The 16,249-nt window shown below is 68.3% G+C and carries 13 protein-coding genes and 1 pseudogene; 4 read left to right on the forward strand and 10 right to left on the reverse strand.

Translation table 11 applies throughout. The features are described from left to right. Nucleotides 1-222: 222 nt before the first annotated feature. From ABZ815_RS38445 to ABZ815_RS38455, 3 genes are read right to left on the reverse strand one after another with little or no spacing between them, the layout of a single operon-like run. Nucleotides 223-3,144 (reverse strand): DEAD/DEAH box helicase, encoded by a 2,922-nt coding sequence (locus ABZ815_RS38445; protein WP_357706129.1) that lies wholly within the window; start codon nt 3,142-3,144, stop codon nt 223-225. After that, on the reverse strand, nt 3,116-4,435 hold the full coding sequence (locus ABZ815_RS38450; RefSeq protein ID WP_357706130.1) for an ATP-binding protein: 1,320 nt from the start codon (nt 4,433-4,435) through the stop codon (nt 3,116-3,118). Before ABZ815_RS38450 ends, ABZ815_RS38445 begins: the two co-directional genes overlap by 29 nt. Continuing rightward, nucleotides 4,432-6,627: a TerB N-terminal domain-containing protein gene (locus tag ABZ815_RS38455; protein ID WP_357706131.1), complete on the reverse strand. Its 2,196-nt coding sequence runs from the start codon at nt 6,625-6,627 to the stop codon at nt 4,432-4,434. The genes ABZ815_RS38450 and ABZ815_RS38455 overlap by 4 nt, the downstream gene beginning before the upstream one ends. Before the next feature lie 751 nt (nt 6,628-7,378). On the opposite strand from ABZ815_RS38455, the gene ABZ815_RS38460 reads away from it, so the two are divergent. Beyond that, on the forward strand, nt 7,379-7,747 hold the full coding sequence (locus ABZ815_RS38460) for a hypothetical protein (RefSeq protein WP_357706132.1): 369 nt from the start codon (nt 7,379-7,381) through the stop codon (nt 7,745-7,747). 418 nt (nt 7,748-8,165) lie between these two features. Here ABZ815_RS38460 and ABZ815_RS38465 read toward each other — a convergent pair whose 3' ends face one another. The 3 genes and pseudogenes from ABZ815_RS38465 to ABZ815_RS38475 form a co-directional block, all read right to left on the reverse strand. After that, entirely contained in the window at nt 8,166-8,456 is a 291-nt protein-coding gene (locus tag ABZ815_RS38465) for an aromatic prenyltransferase (protein ID WP_357706145.1), read from the reverse strand. Between the two features lie 73 nt (nt 8,457-8,529). After that, nucleotides 8,530-9,108: pseudogene (locus ABZ815_RS38470) on the reverse strand (aromatic prenyltransferase); the annotation flags it as partial. Further along, entirely contained in the window at nt 9,105-9,989 is an 885-nt protein-coding gene (locus tag ABZ815_RS38475) for a methyltransferase domain-containing protein (protein WP_357706133.1), read from the reverse strand. The pseudogene ABZ815_RS38470 and the gene ABZ815_RS38475, both read right to left, overlap by 4 nt. Before the next feature lie 388 nt (nt 9,990-10,377). Here ABZ815_RS38475 and ABZ815_RS38480 point away from each other — a divergent pair, with 388 nt between their 5' ends. After that, a complete protein-coding gene (locus tag ABZ815_RS38480) occupies nt 10,378-11,283 on the forward strand; it encodes an NmrA family NAD(P)-binding protein (RefSeq protein ID WP_357706134.1) in 906 nt (301 codons plus the stop codon). 314 nt (nt 11,284-11,597) lie between these two features. Further along, entirely contained in the window at nt 11,598-12,698 is a 1,101-nt protein-coding gene (locus ABZ815_RS38485) for an integrase core domain-containing protein (protein WP_357706135.1), read from the forward strand. Nucleotides 12,699-12,868: 170 nt separating this feature from the next. Here ABZ815_RS38485 and ABZ815_RS38490 read toward each other — a convergent pair whose 3' ends face one another. The 3 genes from ABZ815_RS38490 to ABZ815_RS38500 form a co-directional block, all read right to left on the reverse strand. Further along, entirely contained in the window at nt 12,869-13,114 is a 246-nt protein-coding gene (locus ABZ815_RS38490; RefSeq protein WP_357706136.1) for a hypothetical protein, read from the reverse strand. A 160-nt stretch (nt 13,115-13,274) separates the two neighbouring features. Further along, nucleotides 13,275-13,700 carry a recombinase family protein gene (locus tag ABZ815_RS38495; RefSeq protein ID WP_357706137.1) on the reverse strand — a complete coding sequence of 142 codons (426 nt, stop codon included), beginning with the start codon at nt 13,698-13,700 and terminating at the stop codon, nt 13,275-13,277. After that, entirely contained in the window at nt 13,606-13,884 is a 279-nt protein-coding gene (locus tag ABZ815_RS38500) for a hypothetical protein (protein WP_357706138.1), read from the reverse strand. The genes ABZ815_RS38495 and ABZ815_RS38500 overlap by 95 nt, the downstream gene beginning before the upstream one ends. A 948-nt stretch (nt 13,885-14,832) precedes the next feature. Between ABZ815_RS38500 and ABZ815_RS38505 the strand changes: the two genes are divergently transcribed. After that, the gene (locus tag ABZ815_RS38505) at nt 14,833-15,678 is read left to right on the forward strand and encodes a hypothetical protein (protein WP_357706139.1); all 846 of its coding nucleotides are present in this window, start codon (nt 14,833-14,835) and stop codon (nt 15,676-15,678) included. Nucleotides 15,679-15,829: 151 nt separating this feature from the next. On the opposite strand, the gene ABZ815_RS38510 is transcribed toward ABZ815_RS38505, so the two are convergent. Continuing rightward, complete coding sequence (locus ABZ815_RS38510; protein WP_357706140.1) at nt 15,830-16,168, reverse strand: DNA methyltransferase; 339 nt, start codon at nt 16,166-16,168, stop codon at nt 15,830-15,832. Between the last annotated feature and the right edge of the window lie 81 nt (nt 16,169-16,249).

Here is a 16,249-nt window from a genome sequence, read left to right on the forward strand (position 1 = left end):
GCAGGCACATGCGCCTTACTGGTCCTCCTGGACAATGGCAGGGAGCAGGTAGGCAACAGTTCGTTCCGCCGCTTGGCACCACCTCACGCCATTCGGATGGTGACGACGCCAACGCAAGATCGTCACTGGAACGTCCGGGAGCAACTCGGCCCACCGACCACGGGCGTCCCGCCGCGGGACCGCCGGGAGCCCGCGTTTGCCGCGGATGATCGTGGGTTTGCATCACTCCGGCATCACCCGGCGTCGAGTGAGAGCAGACACTGGTGCCGCGCACCACGGCGTCACTGGCAGTTGTCCGATCGCGCCGATCTCGCTGAACCACTGCAGTCCTTGTGACCTTGCCCGTTCGAGGTAGATCTGCAGCAGGCCTGCGCATGTCCGGACGTCGCTCTCGGCTCGGTGCGCTGTGCCGTTGTCGAGTCTTTCGGCGGCGGCGCAGTCGGCGAGGCGGTGGGAGGGCAGTGACGGACCGAAGCGGCGTGCCAGGTTCAGGGTGCACAAGGTCATGAGGTTGTCGGGGGCGTAGCCGGCGCGGGCGAATTCTGCGCTGAGAACTTCGCTGTCGTAGCGGACATTGTGGGCGACCACGATCGCACCGTCGAGCATGGCCGCAATATCTCCGGCGATCTGTGGGAAGTGAGGCGCCGCTGCCAGGTCATCTTGGGTGACGCCGTGGATGTGGGTGGGGCCGGGGCCGCGTCCGGGGTTCACCAGGCTGGAGTAGGTGCGGTCTTCGCTGCCGTCGGGGTGAAGGCGGATGATGGCGATCTCGGCGATGCGGGCCCTGCGGGTGTCGAGGCAGGTGGTTTCGAGGTCCACGACGGCGTACGGCAGAGAGCCGATGCGATGCCGACGCGGCGCTGCGACAGGCTTGGGCGTATCCAGGCTGACGGCTCGACTGCGCTGGGTGGTGACCGCGAGAGCACTGATCGACTGCTGGGCTTCGTCGACGTCGAGCCGGTGGGCGTAGGAGCGGGTGAGCAGTTCCTCGCCGATGACGTCGTCGTACTTGTCCACCCGCTTGTCGGGGATCAGTGCGGCCAGGGCGAGCGCGTCGGGAACGCCCTCTGCGGCCAGGTTGGACAGGAGGTCGGCGGCTGATTGCGGGGAGGTATCGCTGATCAGCAGCGCCAGCCCGTAGCGGACGACGTCCACGCCGTGGGCGTGCAGGGCCAGGGCGAGGGTGGTCATGATGGCGTCGCCCCGGAAGGGGAACAGCAGGGTGTCGTTGCCGTAGCCGACGAGCGGGGTGTCGTGCAGGCCGAGGCGGCGGTAGGCCGCGCGGCCCTCGGCGAGCAGGTTCTGGGCGGTGGCGTCCAGGTAGGCCGGGACGGTGGTCTGTTCGTACAGGCGCCGCATGGTGGTGCGGACGCGGTCGTGGACGAGCGGCCCGGTGCCGGTGAAGCGGGGCGGGCGTCCTCCGGAAGCGCGGGTGACCTCGATGAGCTTGGCGTGGGTGTCGATGGCCTGGATGCGCCAGCGACGGCCGGCGAAGATCAGCAGGCTGCCTTCCGGAAGTGGTTGGTCGAGGGGCAGGCTGCCGAGCGTGCGGCCCTCGGTGACGATCCGGTATTCGGTGGGGGCCGCGAAAGCGGCGTAGAAGGTGTAGTGGTTGACCAGCCGCTCCCCTGTCTCGGCGTGCAGGAGGAGCCCGTCGCTCTCCTGGCGGACGAGGTCGGCGCCAGCAAGGTCGCGCAGCAGTGTGATGAAGGCCGGGCCGTCGACGGCGCGGAAGGGGCCTTGCGCGCACAGGGTGCGATAGGCGTCGGCGGGGGTGATGCCGCCGTGCTGGGCGATGACGGACAAGAGCTGCTGGGTGAGGGTGGACAGGTGCAGGGCTTCGGCGGCCGGGGGCTCGTACCAGCGTTGCAGGAGCAGCTCGATGGTGGCGACGGCCTGGACGAGCTGGGCGCGGAGTTCGTCGGCCGGGTGGATGGTGGGGGTGGCTTCGGGTTCGCTGATGTACAGGCGCAGGACGGCCGGTCCGCCGCGCCGTCCTGAGCGGCCGAGGCGTTGCCGCAGAGCGGCGACGCTGGGTGGGGCGCCGACCTGCGCGATAGAGGTGACCGAGCCGATGTCGATGCCCATCTCCAGGGTGGAGGTGCAGACGGCGGTTGCTGGGCGCGCATCGTCCTTGAGGCGGGCTTCGGCGTGCTCTCGGATGTCCTTGGACAGGTTGCCATGGTGGGGGACGAACTCGTCCGGTACGCGGGCATCCTCGCAGCGGCGGTTGAGCAGGTCGGTGTAGTCCTCGACGGCCGCGCGCGAGTTCGCGAAGACGAGGTTGTGGGATCCGCGCAGCGTGGCGAACAGGTGGTCGGCGATGGCGAGCCGGTCGCCGGTGGCGACGTCGTCGGCGGTCACCTCCGCACCGAGCGCCTCGTGGGCGGCGCGGGCGCGCGGGTCAAGCGTGGGCGCGGCCTGGACGTACCCACGGATCTGCAGGCGCAGCTCTTGCGCGTCGCTGCTGGAGACGATCACGGTGACGTCGTCACCGGCCTGCGGGCGTAGGAAGTCGGCGGCCTTGCCCATGTCGCCGAGGGTCGCCGACAGGCCGATGCGGGGGATGCGGCGGCGGGCCGCCAGGTCGAGACGGTGCATGAGGGACTGCAGCTGGGCGCCGCGTTCGCTGCCGATGAAGGAGTGCAGCTCGTCGATGACGAGGTAGCGGGCGGACGCGACCAGGTCGCGGATCTTCCAGCCGCGCAGGACGAACATGGCCTCCAGCGACTCCGGGGTGATCAGCAGGATGCCCCGGGGACGGTCGAGGAGCTTGCTCTTGGCGGAGGCGGCGACGTCGCCGTGCCAGCGGGACACGGTGATGCCGAGGTGATCGCACAGCTGGTCGAGCCGGCCGTACTGGTCGTTGATGAGGGCCTTGAGCGGGCTGATGTAGACCGCGGCGAACCCGGCGGTGTCCGGCTGCTCGGTCAGGACGGAGCAGATCGGCAGGAACGCGGCCTCGGTCTTGCCTGAGGCGGTGGCGGCGGCGATGAGCACGTCCCGGTCGCCGGCAAGGATCGGCGCGACGGCGGCTTCCTGGGCTTCGCGCAGTTCGCGCCAGTTCTGCTGCCAGATCCACTGCTGGACCTTGGGGTGCAGGCGTTCGAAGGCGTCAGAGCCGGAAGGAGGCGAGGTCGTCATCGCCGGGCCCTCCGTCGGTGTCTTCGTCGAGAGGCGCCAGGTCGGGGTTGGTGTCCGGCGGGGGCTCCACCGAGGGCAGGATCTGCCGCCAGTCGACGCCCGGGTTCTGCTCCAGGACGGCCAGCAGGTCGCAGAACGCCTTGATGGTGGTGCGGGGTGTGCGGAAGTATGCCTCGCCGATGCGGTTGGCGCAGTGGTACATGAAGGCGGCCAACGCGTCGTCGGCCAGCAGGTAGCGGGCGGCGTCGCCGCCGGCTTGCACGTGGCGCAGCTTGGTCAGCAGAACGTACAGGTCCTCTTGGGTGAGCGAGGTCAGGCGTAGCACCGGGCCGGAGTAATCGACCAGGCCGGCGGCGGCGAAGCTGTTCTCGGCGAGCCGTGATTGCAGGGCCGGGTAGCTGAACAGGCCCCGGCGGGTGTCGGCGAGGAACTCCGGGGTGCCGCCGAAGACGAACCCCAGGTGGGCGGCGGTGCCCTGGAGGGTGTCGTTGAGTACGCGCAGAATCTGCTCGTAGTTGGAGTTGCGGGCCTGGGTGGAGGCCAGCTTGTAGAGGTTGACCATCTCGTCCAGGCACACCAGCAACCCGTCGAACCCGGCCAGCCGGACGAAGCGGCTCATGAGCTTCAGATGGTCGTGGACGGTGGTGTCGTCGATGATCGTGCGTACGCCGAGGGCCGAGCGGGCCTCTGTCTTGGTGGCGTACTCTGCGCGCAGCCAGCGGACCGCTGCCGACTTGAGCTGCTCGTCACCAGTGTCGTGACCGCGCCAGTAGGCCCCGACGACCTCGGCGAAGTCGTAGCCGCCGGTCATCTCGCTCAGGTGCGCCAGCCTGCCCCGGATGACCTGCGAGGGGTCGGCTCCGGTTTGCTGGGCCTCCGCCAACGCCGTGGAGACGAACCGTTCCACCACGCTGCTCAGCGCTCCCCCATCCGGTTTCGCGCGGGTGGCCAGGTTGCGCATCAGCTCGGCGTACAGGCTGCGGGCCTGACCGCCGCTGGAGTGCAGGCGCCGGTCCGGGTTGAGGTCGGCGTGCGCGGTGACCAGTTTCTTCTCCATCGCGATGGAACGCACCAGATGGAGGAAGAACGTCTTGCCGGCGCCGAACTCGCCGATCACGAACCGTACCGCCGAGCCGCCGTCGGAGATGCGATCGATGTCGGTGACCAGTGCCTTCACCTCGGGTTCGCGTCCCACCTGGATGTGGCGCTGCCCGATGCGCGGCACGACGCCGGCACGCAGGGACTGCAGCAGGGCGTCCCGCTCTCGGGGACGGATCGCGGTCGATGTCACGTCAGCATCTCTCCCAGCAGGTTCCGGTCGACCCAGATGGGGTCGTCACCATCCAGTAGCGGCTCGCCCGTCAGCTCGTAGGCGGCCTCATTGATCCGATCCAGCGCGCCGTCCGGCAGGAGTTTCCAGCGTGCCGCCAGTTGCTCGAACCGCGCCCGCGAGAGCTGCTCCGCCGAGGCCAGCTCGCGCACCAGCCCGGAGTGCTGTCCGTCCAATCCGGCCACGGGTGCGACGGCGGGCGGCGGCGCGGCGACCGGCGGGGCCTCGTCCTCGGTGAAGATCGAGCCCAGCAGCGCGCCGACGCGCGCGGTCTCGGCCAGCTTGGCCGCGATCGCCGCCTCGTCCAGCCGGACGAGGGGTGCGGGGGCCTGCTGCGGGATGGCGTAACCGCGTTCCGGTTCTGCCGGGCGGACGACGACCGGTTCCGTCGCCGGCGCGGGAGTGGAGGCGGCCGGCAGGAGAGCGGGATCGAGCTCCAGCAGCCGGTAGATCTTGGTGAGGGTCTTCACCTCGTCCGGTGAGATGCGGCCGTCGGCCGCGGCCACGGCGGTGAGGAATTCCGCCACGTACCGGCGCTGGGCTGTGTCGACACCCGCGATGCGCCGGGTCAGGCCGGTGAGCTTGACCGGGGTGACGGTCAGCCAGCGCAGGTGCGCGTGCAGGCGCCGCCGTTCGTCGGGGGTCAGGTGCAGCGCCCGCTCCAGATGGTCGCTCAGGTGGTGTTGCTCGGCCTCGTCGAAGTCGCCGTCGGCGGCGCTGACCGCAGCTGCCAGATGCAGCAGCAACGTCGCCGCCTGGTAGGCGTCGGAGGCCGCCGCCGTCGGACCGTCCGGCGCCGCGAACAACACCATGGATCCCGAGCTGAGAACCGCGCCGCCCAGGCGCGGGTCAGGTTCGATGCCGACTCCCGCCCGGCCCAGCACCTGTGCCAGGGCGACCACGTCCTTCTTGGCCGGCTTCGCCTCCTGCGGTGAGGAGATGAAGGCGGAGAACTCCCCGACCGGCACGACGGCGCGCTCCTGCGTGCCCAGCCGGTGGCGCGCCCATGCGATCGCCTGCCCGGCGCCGCCGTCGGACAGGTTCACCAGTTCGGCCGGCAGCAGCGCTTGCGCCTGGACCGAGCGCTGTCCGTCGGGCACCCGGCCGAGGTAGCGGCTGTATGCCTCCAGGTCCGAGGTGCACTCGTCGGCCAGCGCGACCAGCTTCCGGGTCGGCGCGGCGTATCCGAGCACGTCGGGGATACGGGGCAGGGTCAGCGCGGCGGCTCCGCGAAAGCCTGCGCTGGCGGGCCGGTAGTCCAGCGTGACCTCCTTGCGGCCCGGCCGCACGATCAGCCCTTGACCGTAACGGGCGGCGTAGCGCTGCAGGAAGAGCTCGTCGAACTCGGCGGCGCAGCGGGTGGCAGGAGTGCGCGGGTAGTACTCCGGGTGCGAGCGGATCCAGGTCAACGCCCAGTGGGCAGGCACAGGTACGCCTTGCGCCGCGAAGGATCCCAGACCGGCACGCAGCCGTAGCGGAGGCGGGTAGTCGCGCGCGGGCGCCGGCGCCGGATCCCGTTCAGGGGCTCCCGTCGCGAGCATGTCCAGCACCTGCTCGAACTGCCCCACATAGCGCTTGAATGCCTTCTGCTCGCCGTAGATGGAAAGAAGACGGCGAACCTCCTGATGAATGATGGGCAGCTCGATCGCCGCCGTGGAACGGTCCCGCTGGAGGTCGTACAGCACCCGCCGTTCAAGGCCATAGAAGTAGAGGAATACATAGCCGATCGGCGCCTGCGGAAAGCGCCGCCCGTCCGCGAGCCAGGACAGATAGGCGGCCCTCGACTGCGGCGGAATGTCGCTGTACGACGGCCAATAGTCCAATCCCCGCCCGCCCCAGTCCGGTTGACGCAAGTCGACAGGCAATGTCGGGTTGATCAGCGCCGGATCCACCGTGTAGCCCGAAGGCGCGGCGAGCTGAGTGCCGACGTAGAGGAGTCCGCCGACGATGTTGTAGCCCGCGAGATTGATCCCCGTTCCTGGGCGCAGCCACGGGTCCGCAGGACTGTGGGGGCGTACCGAAGGCGTTGCCGGAACGGGAGCATGCGATGTGTGTCGACCGCCCCGGGGGTCCGATGCGTGGTGCACGGGCCTCGACGGCGGCGCTCCTGGCACCGGGGCGGGGTCACGCCGGAAGCGGTCCAGAAAACCCACGAATCACCTCGCCAACCCCCTGGGCTCAGCGCTTGCGTCCAGGCAATACGCGAAGCCATCCCCAGCCACGGATGGCACTTTAACCTCCGGCATACCTTACGTAGGCATGACAGGACGGCTCGTTATCATTTTGATTCTTCCGAAGAGAACTAAAAACGGATTTCGGTCTATCCGATATAGAAAACCACGGAACTTGCCATTGGATGACATCAGCCACACATCCAGTCCAGTTAGCCGATACCCATGCGGTCCAAGAGCTCAGTCGCACATCCCTTCCCGTTGTCGATTACTGTCCCGAGGGCTGATTTGAGAAGATCATCATTGGCGGCACGGCGATCGATGCGATCGTTGACCTGATCGGGTAACGACAGCTACGTGGGAGTGCGCGTCCAGCCTGATCGATCGCGCTCGCGTGCAAGGTCAGGACGTGATCGCGTACATCACCTCACCGAACGTCCACCGCGGTCCGTACGGAGCGCCGGGGATCTCGTCCGCTCACCTGGGACTTGGTGGCCGTTCCTTCGCTGTTCCGGTTGTGCTGCCAGCCTCGTCCGGCAGCGATCTCATCGCAGCACTGGGGACACCCCCTGGTCTCGACGAACCCCTGGCGCGTGCCGGGCCGGGGACGTGAAACATGCCTATGGCCTGTCGTCCCTCGACGGTTCATCCTCAGAGATGGCAAACGCATCGTCGTGTCGAAGCGCCGCGCCCGGTGAGGGATCGGGCCGATTCGAGCCGGGAGAGGATCGAGATGCCTACAACGATCAGGAAGATGCGCCTCAAGGCCGGAGTGGTCGCCCTGGTGACCGCGACGGCCCTTCTCACATCCGCTCCCAGCGCCGAAGCGGCTGGGAACTGCACCCATTACGGGCAGGCGGGCTACGGACAGGTGTTCACCGACAACACCTACCAGGGCGACTGCTGGGAGTTCACGCTAGGAGTCTGGACGGTCTTCCCCGTCCTCGTGAACCACAAGGTCTCCTCGCTCAGGAGCTGGGCCGCCTACCCGGGTCAACTCGTGCACCTGACCGGCGACGGCCTGACGTTCCAGGCCGGTGCCGGCGAGTGGTGGGCGAGCCTGCCCACATGGTTCAACGACAAGGCCAACGCCGCGTACTGACGGATCGAAACGTTCGTCGCGGCGCCGAGTTCCACGTGGCCCGCTCCCTTCGGGGTGGTTGCCACTTCCACCACGCGCCCCTCGTCGACCCATGTGCACGAGGAGCCGGACGTCGAACTGTACGCCCTGCACGAAGGGCACGACCGGCTGGTCGTGATCGAGAAGTACGGATCCGAATCGCGATGCCATGCGACGATGCGTGCGCTGCCGTACGGCTCGGCACCGATCTCCGCGTTGGTGCGGCCGTCGCTCGCGACGCGGGCGATGTGCCCTGCTGCGGGGGTGAGGTCGTTGACGTTTCGGCGGTTCGCCTGCTTCAACTGGGCGAGGGCGTCGGTGACCGGTGGGATCCGGCGTTGGTTCGCGCGGACGGCGTCGAGCGGCGGTGTGACCGCATCCGGCCGTGCGGTCCTGGCGGTCACGACGGCCGGCCGTCAACCTCGAGTGCTGATCCTCTCGCGGCCGTCATGGGGCTGTTCCAGGTCTTCATGAGCTCGACCAGGCGCCCGGTGTAGCTGCGTTCGGCTTTGACGTAGTCGTTGCCGCCGGGCCCGAAGGACCAGGCGATGGCGTTCATCTCCTCTTCGTCTCTGGAAGGAGCGGATCGAAAGAAGGTGGTCAAGCGTTCGTCGATGGTGGGGAACCGGTCGGCAGGCAGTTTGAGGGCGTAGAACCCGACGCGACGGATCCGGCCGTCGGGCACGCTCATGGTCACCGAGAAGGTGTGTCCTTCGGGGGGGGGTGAAGGTCACCATGTCGTCGAGCAGGGCCGGCTCGGGCAGCTTGCCGCCCACCAGGGCGATCAGCTCTTCGGCCCGGTCCGGCGTGATCTTGCTGGACGTCCGGAAGTAGAGGTTGGCGGTACCGCCGTGGTAGTCGACGGCGACGTGCCGCACGGCGGTCAGCCCCAGCGCGCGGAGGCGCGGCTCGTGCAGACGCAGCCCCTGAGGGACGTGGGACGCTCCGAGCACCCGGTCGACCGGGCGCATCCCGCCCAGGTAGACCCAGGTCTTGGCGAGGCCGTGCGCGGCGTCGAAGTCGCAGAGTTCGGTGGAGACGTCGCCGTACAGCGCGCTCCAGGAGGCGATCAGGTCGATGAGCGGGTGACCCGGCTCCAGGAGCCCGGCGCGGATCGCGGTGCCGACCGAGTCGGTGCGGCGGCGTGCGTAGAACCGGTAGTTGAGCGGGCCGCCGGGTGTGTCGGTGGTGCGCCACAGGACGGCGCCGTCGCGGAAGCTGTCAGGGTAGGTGTCCAGGACCGTCCGTGTCACCGATTCGGAGTAGGCCGCGCCGATCGCGTCGGCGGTCGACTCGATGTCGCGCAGGAACTGGTCGTGCGAGAACGCGAGCGGGATGGTCATGGTCGCTCCGATCGGTGGGGGCCGTTGTGGAGACGGGTCCAGGCTCCGTAGTGGGTGTTGCCCAGGACCATGCTGCGGCTGTCCTGCACCGCCCGCTCCAGCGTCGCGACGAGCTTGTCATCGACGACCAGGCCGTCGGGCAGGGCGATGCCGGCTTGGCGCAGGAGCGGTTCGACGGCCTGGACGGCGCTGCCGAGCCAGGTGAAGACCGTGGAACCGGGTTTCCCGCCCGTCATGGCCCCGGAGTCGACGTCCGGCCACGGCAGGCCCGCGTCCAGGAACACGCGGGTGAGGTGCCGGCCGAAGTCCGGGGCGATCCCGTGGGCGCGGAACAGGGCGCTCAGCAGGGCGTAGCAGTCGTTCCAGAGCGCGCAGCGCGGGACGCTGACGTCCGGGTTGGAGATGTCCATGTCGTGCATGACGACGATGCCGCCGGGACGGACGAACCCGGCCAGATGGCGCAACGTGGCGGCCGGGTCCGGCAGGTACTGCAGGACGAACCTGCCGACCAGCGCGTCGAACGGTCGCCACGCGGGGTCGGAACCCGCCGGATCGAACTCCGTGAGATCGGCGTTCGCGAAGCTCACGATGTCCGTGAACCCCATGGATGCGGCGCGCCGGCGTGCAGTCTCCACTGTGGCGGGATCGCGTTCGACGCCGACCACGCGCCCGCCGGGGCCGACGATCTCCGCGGCGATGAACGCGACGTCGCCCAGGCCCGACCCGATGTCCAGAACGGACATGCCCTCGGTGAGTCCGGCGCGGCGCAACAACCGTGCCGTCCAGGGGCGCACGTAGGACGCCTGAATGAGCAGCCTGCGCTGTTCCAGCGCCGCATGGCCGAGGAGGTAACCGGTTGTGTGCTCCGCCGTGTCAGACATGAAGCCGCCTCCGCGAGTTGCTCTGAACGTCGTGGGAACGGTACGTCGCGTGGGGCCGGGTGGGTAGTGCGCTGGAGCAAGGTGGTCAAAGCCGCGCCAGCACGGTGGTCGGCGGTCTGGTTGCTCACGGCCGAGGAGCCCGCGGCCCAAGCGGCCGCCCATCTCACGACACCAGGTATGTCTCGTAGGTCATGCCTGTGCCTCGATGGGCTCCGACACTGATGAACCCTCCGCGGTTTACCCAGCCGAGATGACCCTGCTCCTGGCTCATCCGACTCGGGCGTGGGTACACCTGCCATGGGATCACGTTGCGCGATTCAGTGACACCCGTATGCCGGTGCGATCGCACCTTCGCTCAGATGGTCAACTACCAGGAAGAGATCGACAGATGGCCGTCAGCAACCTTGTTCTCATCGCCGGGGCCGGCGACGTCGGCCGTACGGTCCTGGACCGCCTGCGCGCGCAGGACGTGCCGGTGCGCGCGATGGTTCACCGGGACGATGACCGTGCCGCGGACCTGCGTGCGCGGGGCGCGGAGGTGGTCGTCGGCGATCTGACCCGGCCGGAGAGCGTCGCCGCCGCGCTGGAAGGAGCCGGGCGGATGTACTTCGCGATGCCCGTGTCGCCGGACCACTTGCTGGCGGCGACCGTGGTGGCCACCGTGGCCAAGGAGTACGGCAAGCTGGTGGGCCTGGTCGACATGTCGCAGATGACGGTGTCGCAAATGACTGCCACCAGCACCGCCGAGTCGCACCAGCAGCGGCTGCACTGGCTGGCGGAACAGGTGTTCGACTGGTCCGGCCTGCCGGTGGTGCACATCCGGCCGACGTCGTTCCTGGACAATCCGCTGTTCACCACCCTGGCGGCCCGATCGATCCGGGAGAACGGAACGATCGCGCTGCCGTTCGGCACCGGGCGCACGTCGCCGATCGCCGTGGACGACGTCGCCCGGGTGGTCGCCACCGTGCTGCGCGATCCGGTTCCGCACGTGGGGCACGTCTACGAGCTGACCGGGCCGCGCACGGTCGACATGACGGAGATGGCCGAGGAGTTCTCGCGGGCCTTGGGACGTACGGTGTCCTACCTCGACGTGCCCCTGGACCGATGGCGGGCCGAGGTGCTCGCCAAGGCGGGCCTGCCGCCGCACACCGAGGAGCACATCGCCACCATGGCCCGACTGCACCGCGAGAACCGCTACGACCGCGCCTCCGACGACGTCGAACGGGTGACCGGCGCGAAGGCCGGGACAATCGAGGCGTTCGTGGCCGCTCGCCGGGACTTCTACCTGGGCTGAACCGCTCCGGCCTGCCCCGAGCGCCGACGACACCAGGCGGCGGCACGCCGTCCGCTGCGGCCACCTGCCTGTCGGCCGAGGTTCGCACGTTCGTCAGGCATGGTTGGCTCCCCCGATCCATGCCCGCGTCACGCTCGAGGAGTGCTCGATCACGAGGGCGAAGCGATGCGCCTGACCGTGCTCGGCTGCCGGGCCGGCATTGCGCCTGCCGATAACTACATCCGCCCAGGTCATGACTCTGCGAGGGTTCTGTGTGGGGTACGCGAGCTCCGGTCCCTCGGGAGACGGGAACGCGTACGGCAGGATGATCCGCTGTGCTGCTTCGCTTGGCCTACCTAACTGTCACGAACGCCTTCGCCGCGCTGCGGTTACTGCCCATGAGCGATCGAGACAAGGACGTGGAGATTCTCGTTCTACGTCACCAGATTTCTGTCCTCGAACGCCAACTCGGCGCTGACACCAGAGTGCGATTCGCGCCCGAGGACCGAGCCCTTCTCGCCGCTCTCCTGACCTCGCTGCCCCGGGAGGTCCTGTGCCGGCTGCGGCTGCTCATCCGCCCAGACACCGTCCTGCGCTGGCACCGCGATCTGATGAAACGTCGTCATGCCCGTGCCTGCCGACCGAAGCGGCCTGGCCGTCCACCCACCGTCCAGTCCATCCGCGCTCTCGTCCTGCGCCTGGTCCGGGAGAATCCCGGCTGGGGCTACCGGCGGGTGCACGGCGAGCTCACCACACTCGGTATCAAGGTCGCGCCGTCCACCGTGTGGGAAATCCTCAAACAGGCCGGTCTCGATCCGGCACCCGAACGAGCCTCCACCACATGGGCCGGCTTCCTGCGCTCGCAAGCCGACGCTCTGCTGGCCGCCGATTTCATCGAGACCATCACCTTGAACGGGCAGCGCCAGTACATCCTGGTGGTGATCGAGCACGCCACCAGGCGGGTCCGTGTGCTCGGCACCACCGCGCACCCGAGCGCAAGCTGGGTCACCCAGGCGATCAAGAATCTGGTGATGGACCTGGACGATGCGGGCCGCAGAGCGCGGTTTCTGATCAGAGACAGGGATGGGAAGTTCCCGGCCCTCATGGATGCGATTCTCGCCGAGGCCGACATCAAGACAGTGCTCACCGGTATCCGGATGCCGCGGATGAACTCGATCATGGAGCGGTGGGTGCAGTCGTGCCGGCACGAGCTTCTCGACCGCTGCCTGATCTGGAACGAACGCCACCTGCGGCACGCCTTGCGGGAGTACGAACGGTTTTACAACCAGCACCGGGCCCATCAAGCCCTGAACCAATCCGCCCCGCTGCGTCCCGCCCCGGACCCGATTACGGCCCCCAAGCGAATCACCGACCTGGACATATGTAGAAGAGTCCGGCTCGGCGGTGTCCTCCACGAATACTCACATGCCGCTTGACCTGCATGGACGAAATTTCGGCAGGCACAGACTCCGGCACTGCCCACCTGCTGCCCGGGCTGCTGCGCCTGCCCGAGGCAGCGCGCGCACGCACGGACCGCTGTTCTTGGCCCAGCGTTGTCCCGTCCCCGCCCGTGTCGGGGCAGGCCGGCGACGAGTCGGGCGCGCCCCTATCGGCGGTGCACGTACAGGTAGACGGTGAAGAAGCCGTCCTCTTCGCACTTATAGGTGCGGTAGACGCCGTTCTGCACACCGATCCTGCCGGTGCTGTCGCAGATGGCATAGGCGCGCTCGATGGGCCACCTGGTCCAGGAATCGATCGGACCTTCCCACCCGTCGGCGTGCGCGGCACTTCCTACGGCAAGCCCTCCGGCCACCGCGACGACGGCAGCGGCGACGGCGATGATCTTTCGCATGTCGGTTCCCCTTAACTGTCGCTCTCCAAGAGCGACGCGCTTCACCCGTTCAGCTACTTAGAGTGTCATTGCCGTAACAAGTTGCCTGGAATCGCCTCTACGGTGCCGGGCGCTCACCGCACCTTTGCCGGAATGCCGCAGACATCGCCGAAAGTATCGACTACCTGCGTGAGCGGCCCTTGGAGCGGACGGGACGTGCCGGTGCTCCAGGTCGAGGTCCTCGACGTTGAGGGCGAGGACCTCGGCGGCTCCGGCCGCGGCCGCGGCCAAGACCGCGAACATGAAACGGCCCTTCTTTGGAGGCCAGATCAAAGTTCTCCGTCAGCGACACCACGGTGATGCCGCAGTCGCGCAGCTCGTTGACCGTGGTCAGCACGTGCCCCGCTGAGCGGCCCCACCGGTCGGACTTCCAGAACTTCAGGGTGGCGCCCGCCTTGGGCAGCGCCAGGAGCGCCTCCCATGCCTGGCGGGTGGGGCGGCATGGAGCCCGGTCAGGCCCAGGCGCTGTACCCGATGGCGTCCCGGTAGACGGTGGCGGGACATTCGAGCACCTCGCCGCCGGGCATGTGCAGGTTGAGCCGCCCACCGTTGGTGGGCTTGCAGTGAGTGACGAAGACCGGCCCGGGATAGCGGACGCTCTCAGGCCGGATGCAGTCCACGTCGTACAGCCCCAGCGGGTTGCGGAAGCGGATGGCGCCGACGAATCCCGGATCGGTGCACTCACCGACCATGCGGGCCGCACCGGAGTCACCCGCTCGGTCGGTCCGCACACCCTCAGCGGCGGCCGGAGCCACCGAGACACCCGTGGTTAGCGCGGCGAAAGCCGCCATGACTATGGTCGCGCGTAGGTGGGAACGCACATGAACCCCTCTCTCCATCCGCCGGCATCCAGCGGCTGAGCTTCCGGAACTATGACTGGTATCGGGGCCCGGTTGGGCGCCATGCGAGTCAGCAAAGCCATGAAGCCGAGGTGTCCAACAGTGACTCGGACAGGCTCGTCCAGACTCGACCACCGGACGGTCGGCCGGGACCGAACGGCCGGCAGCCGCCGACACCACACCCTCGAACACTCTTGGTAATCGCTCATACGCTTTGCGACAGGAAGGGGTTGCTTGAGTGAGGCCAAACGGCCCGAGACGGGAGGGCAAGGGCTGAGGGCGGCTCGTCTTCCACGTGTTTGGCGAGCTGTGCCGCAGGCCCATACCGGCTGACTAGGCCCGGCGCTCGGGTCGGTGCCATGAAGTGCAAAGTAGCTCTCTGTAACCGCTTGTCAGTGTCGACAGACCCTCGTCTGTCGACACTCGCGCCGAAAGCCGCGAGGTCGCAGGTGGTGAGCGTCGAAAACCCGTGTCAAGAATCAACGTCGGTGAACGGTTCGGTTCGTGGATTCCGACAGGCACCGGTACGACGCCCTGACCTCGGGATACGCCTCTACTTTGCGGCCTATGACACCGACCCGAGCGAAGGGCCGACAAACGCGCCGCCATCCTCGCCCGGCGCGAGCGCGGGGAATCCATCCGCGCCATCACCGCCGGCGTCAAGGTCTCCGTCGGCGTCGTCCACAAGACCCTGGCCGAGGCGAAGGAGTCGTAGGCCGGCCCTTCGCTCGGGTCCGTGCGAAGAGCCCCAAGCGGCGGGCGTTACCTCAAGTCATAGGGGTCCGAGATGAGCTGCCCCACACCTCGTAACGGCGTGCCGCCAGGAGCGGAATCGCGTACGTGGATCTTTTCCGACGCTTTCCCCGCTCGTCCGCTCCTCCTCCTGCGCTGCGACCGCCGCGTTCGATGTGGTGGTGGGCTCTTCCTGCGGCGCTGCTGGTCGGTGCTGCGGTCTGGGGCGTCAGCGTCTGGCTGCTGCAGGATCTGGGCACGCTGCCCGCTCCCGAGCAGATCTCCGCCCGGATCGAGGCCGTCCGTACCGCGCTGGCGGCCGGTGCCGGCGTCGGCGCCGCGGTAACACTGCTGCTGGCCGTGCGCCGCCAGCGGCACCAAGAGCTGGCCACCGCGCACACCACGCACGACGCCGCTGAACGCCGGGTGACCGAGCTCTACACCAAGGCGGTCGAGCAGCTCGGCAACGCTCAGGCCCCGGTCCGGCTCGGTGGTCTGTATGCGCTGGAGCGCCTAGCCCAGGACACCCCGGCGCTGCGGCAGACGATCGTGGACGTGATCTGCTCCTACCTCCGCATGCCGTACACGCCGCCGGATGAGGCCGATCCGGCCGGGCCTGCTGTGCCGCGCGCCGCCGTCGCAGGCGTCTCCGCTCCGGTGATTGGCCGCGATCCACAGGAGGAACGCCAGGTTCGGCTGACCGCCCAACGCATCCTGACCGCCCACCTACGTTACGACAACTCCTCTGCACCACGTCGCCGGTGGTCTTCCCGCCGCCCCGACCGCAACCCACGCCACTGGCCGGACATCCGACTCGACCTCACCGGCGCCGTCCTCATCGACTTCGATCTCAGCACCTGCGTGGCCCAGGTGGAGTCGCCGCCATCGGCGGGACTCCACAGGTGGTTCACGCCCGGTACCGCTCGAACTGGCACTGCAGGACCTCCCAGATGACTTGGAGCTGCCGCGCGTCGATCTCGTCATCTCGCTGCGATGACGTCGACAGGCGTGACCGCCCCTCTGGTTCGGGGTCGGCCAGGCCCTGCAGACTACGCCGCCAGAGCCGGTTAGGGAGGCCCTGAGCAGGCCCTTTGTAGCCTTCCGGTCACTCTGCGGACTCCCCGGCAGTTGAGTCGGCGACGGCGGCAAGAAGGCGGGCGCGGGCAAGTTCGCAGAACGGTTCGCTGAGCTCGATCCCGATGAATGACCTGTTGAGTTGCCGTGCGGCTATTGCTGTGGTTGCCGCCCCGGCAAACGGGTCGCAGACCGTGCCGCTGGGTCGGCAGCCAGCGGCAATGGCACGCAGCGGGATGTCGATGGGGAATGCCGCGAAGTGCGCCGCCTTGAGCGGTCGTGTCGAGACTGACCAGACATCCCCTGGGTTCCGCCCCAGGGGATGTACGGCGGTATGCCGCTGCCCGGTGGCCAGCGGGGCTTCCCCCAAGGCCAGGTAGTTAAGGTTTCTGGGCAGTTGGCAAGGGTGCTGTGGAGATCGGCTCGGCGGTGTAGATGCCTGGTCTTATCT

Origin of the sequence: Nonomuraea sp. NPDC047529, from assembly GCF_040642995.1 — a bacterium.
GTDB lineage: Bacteria > Actinomycetota > Actinomycetes > Streptosporangiales > Streptosporangiaceae > Nonomuraea.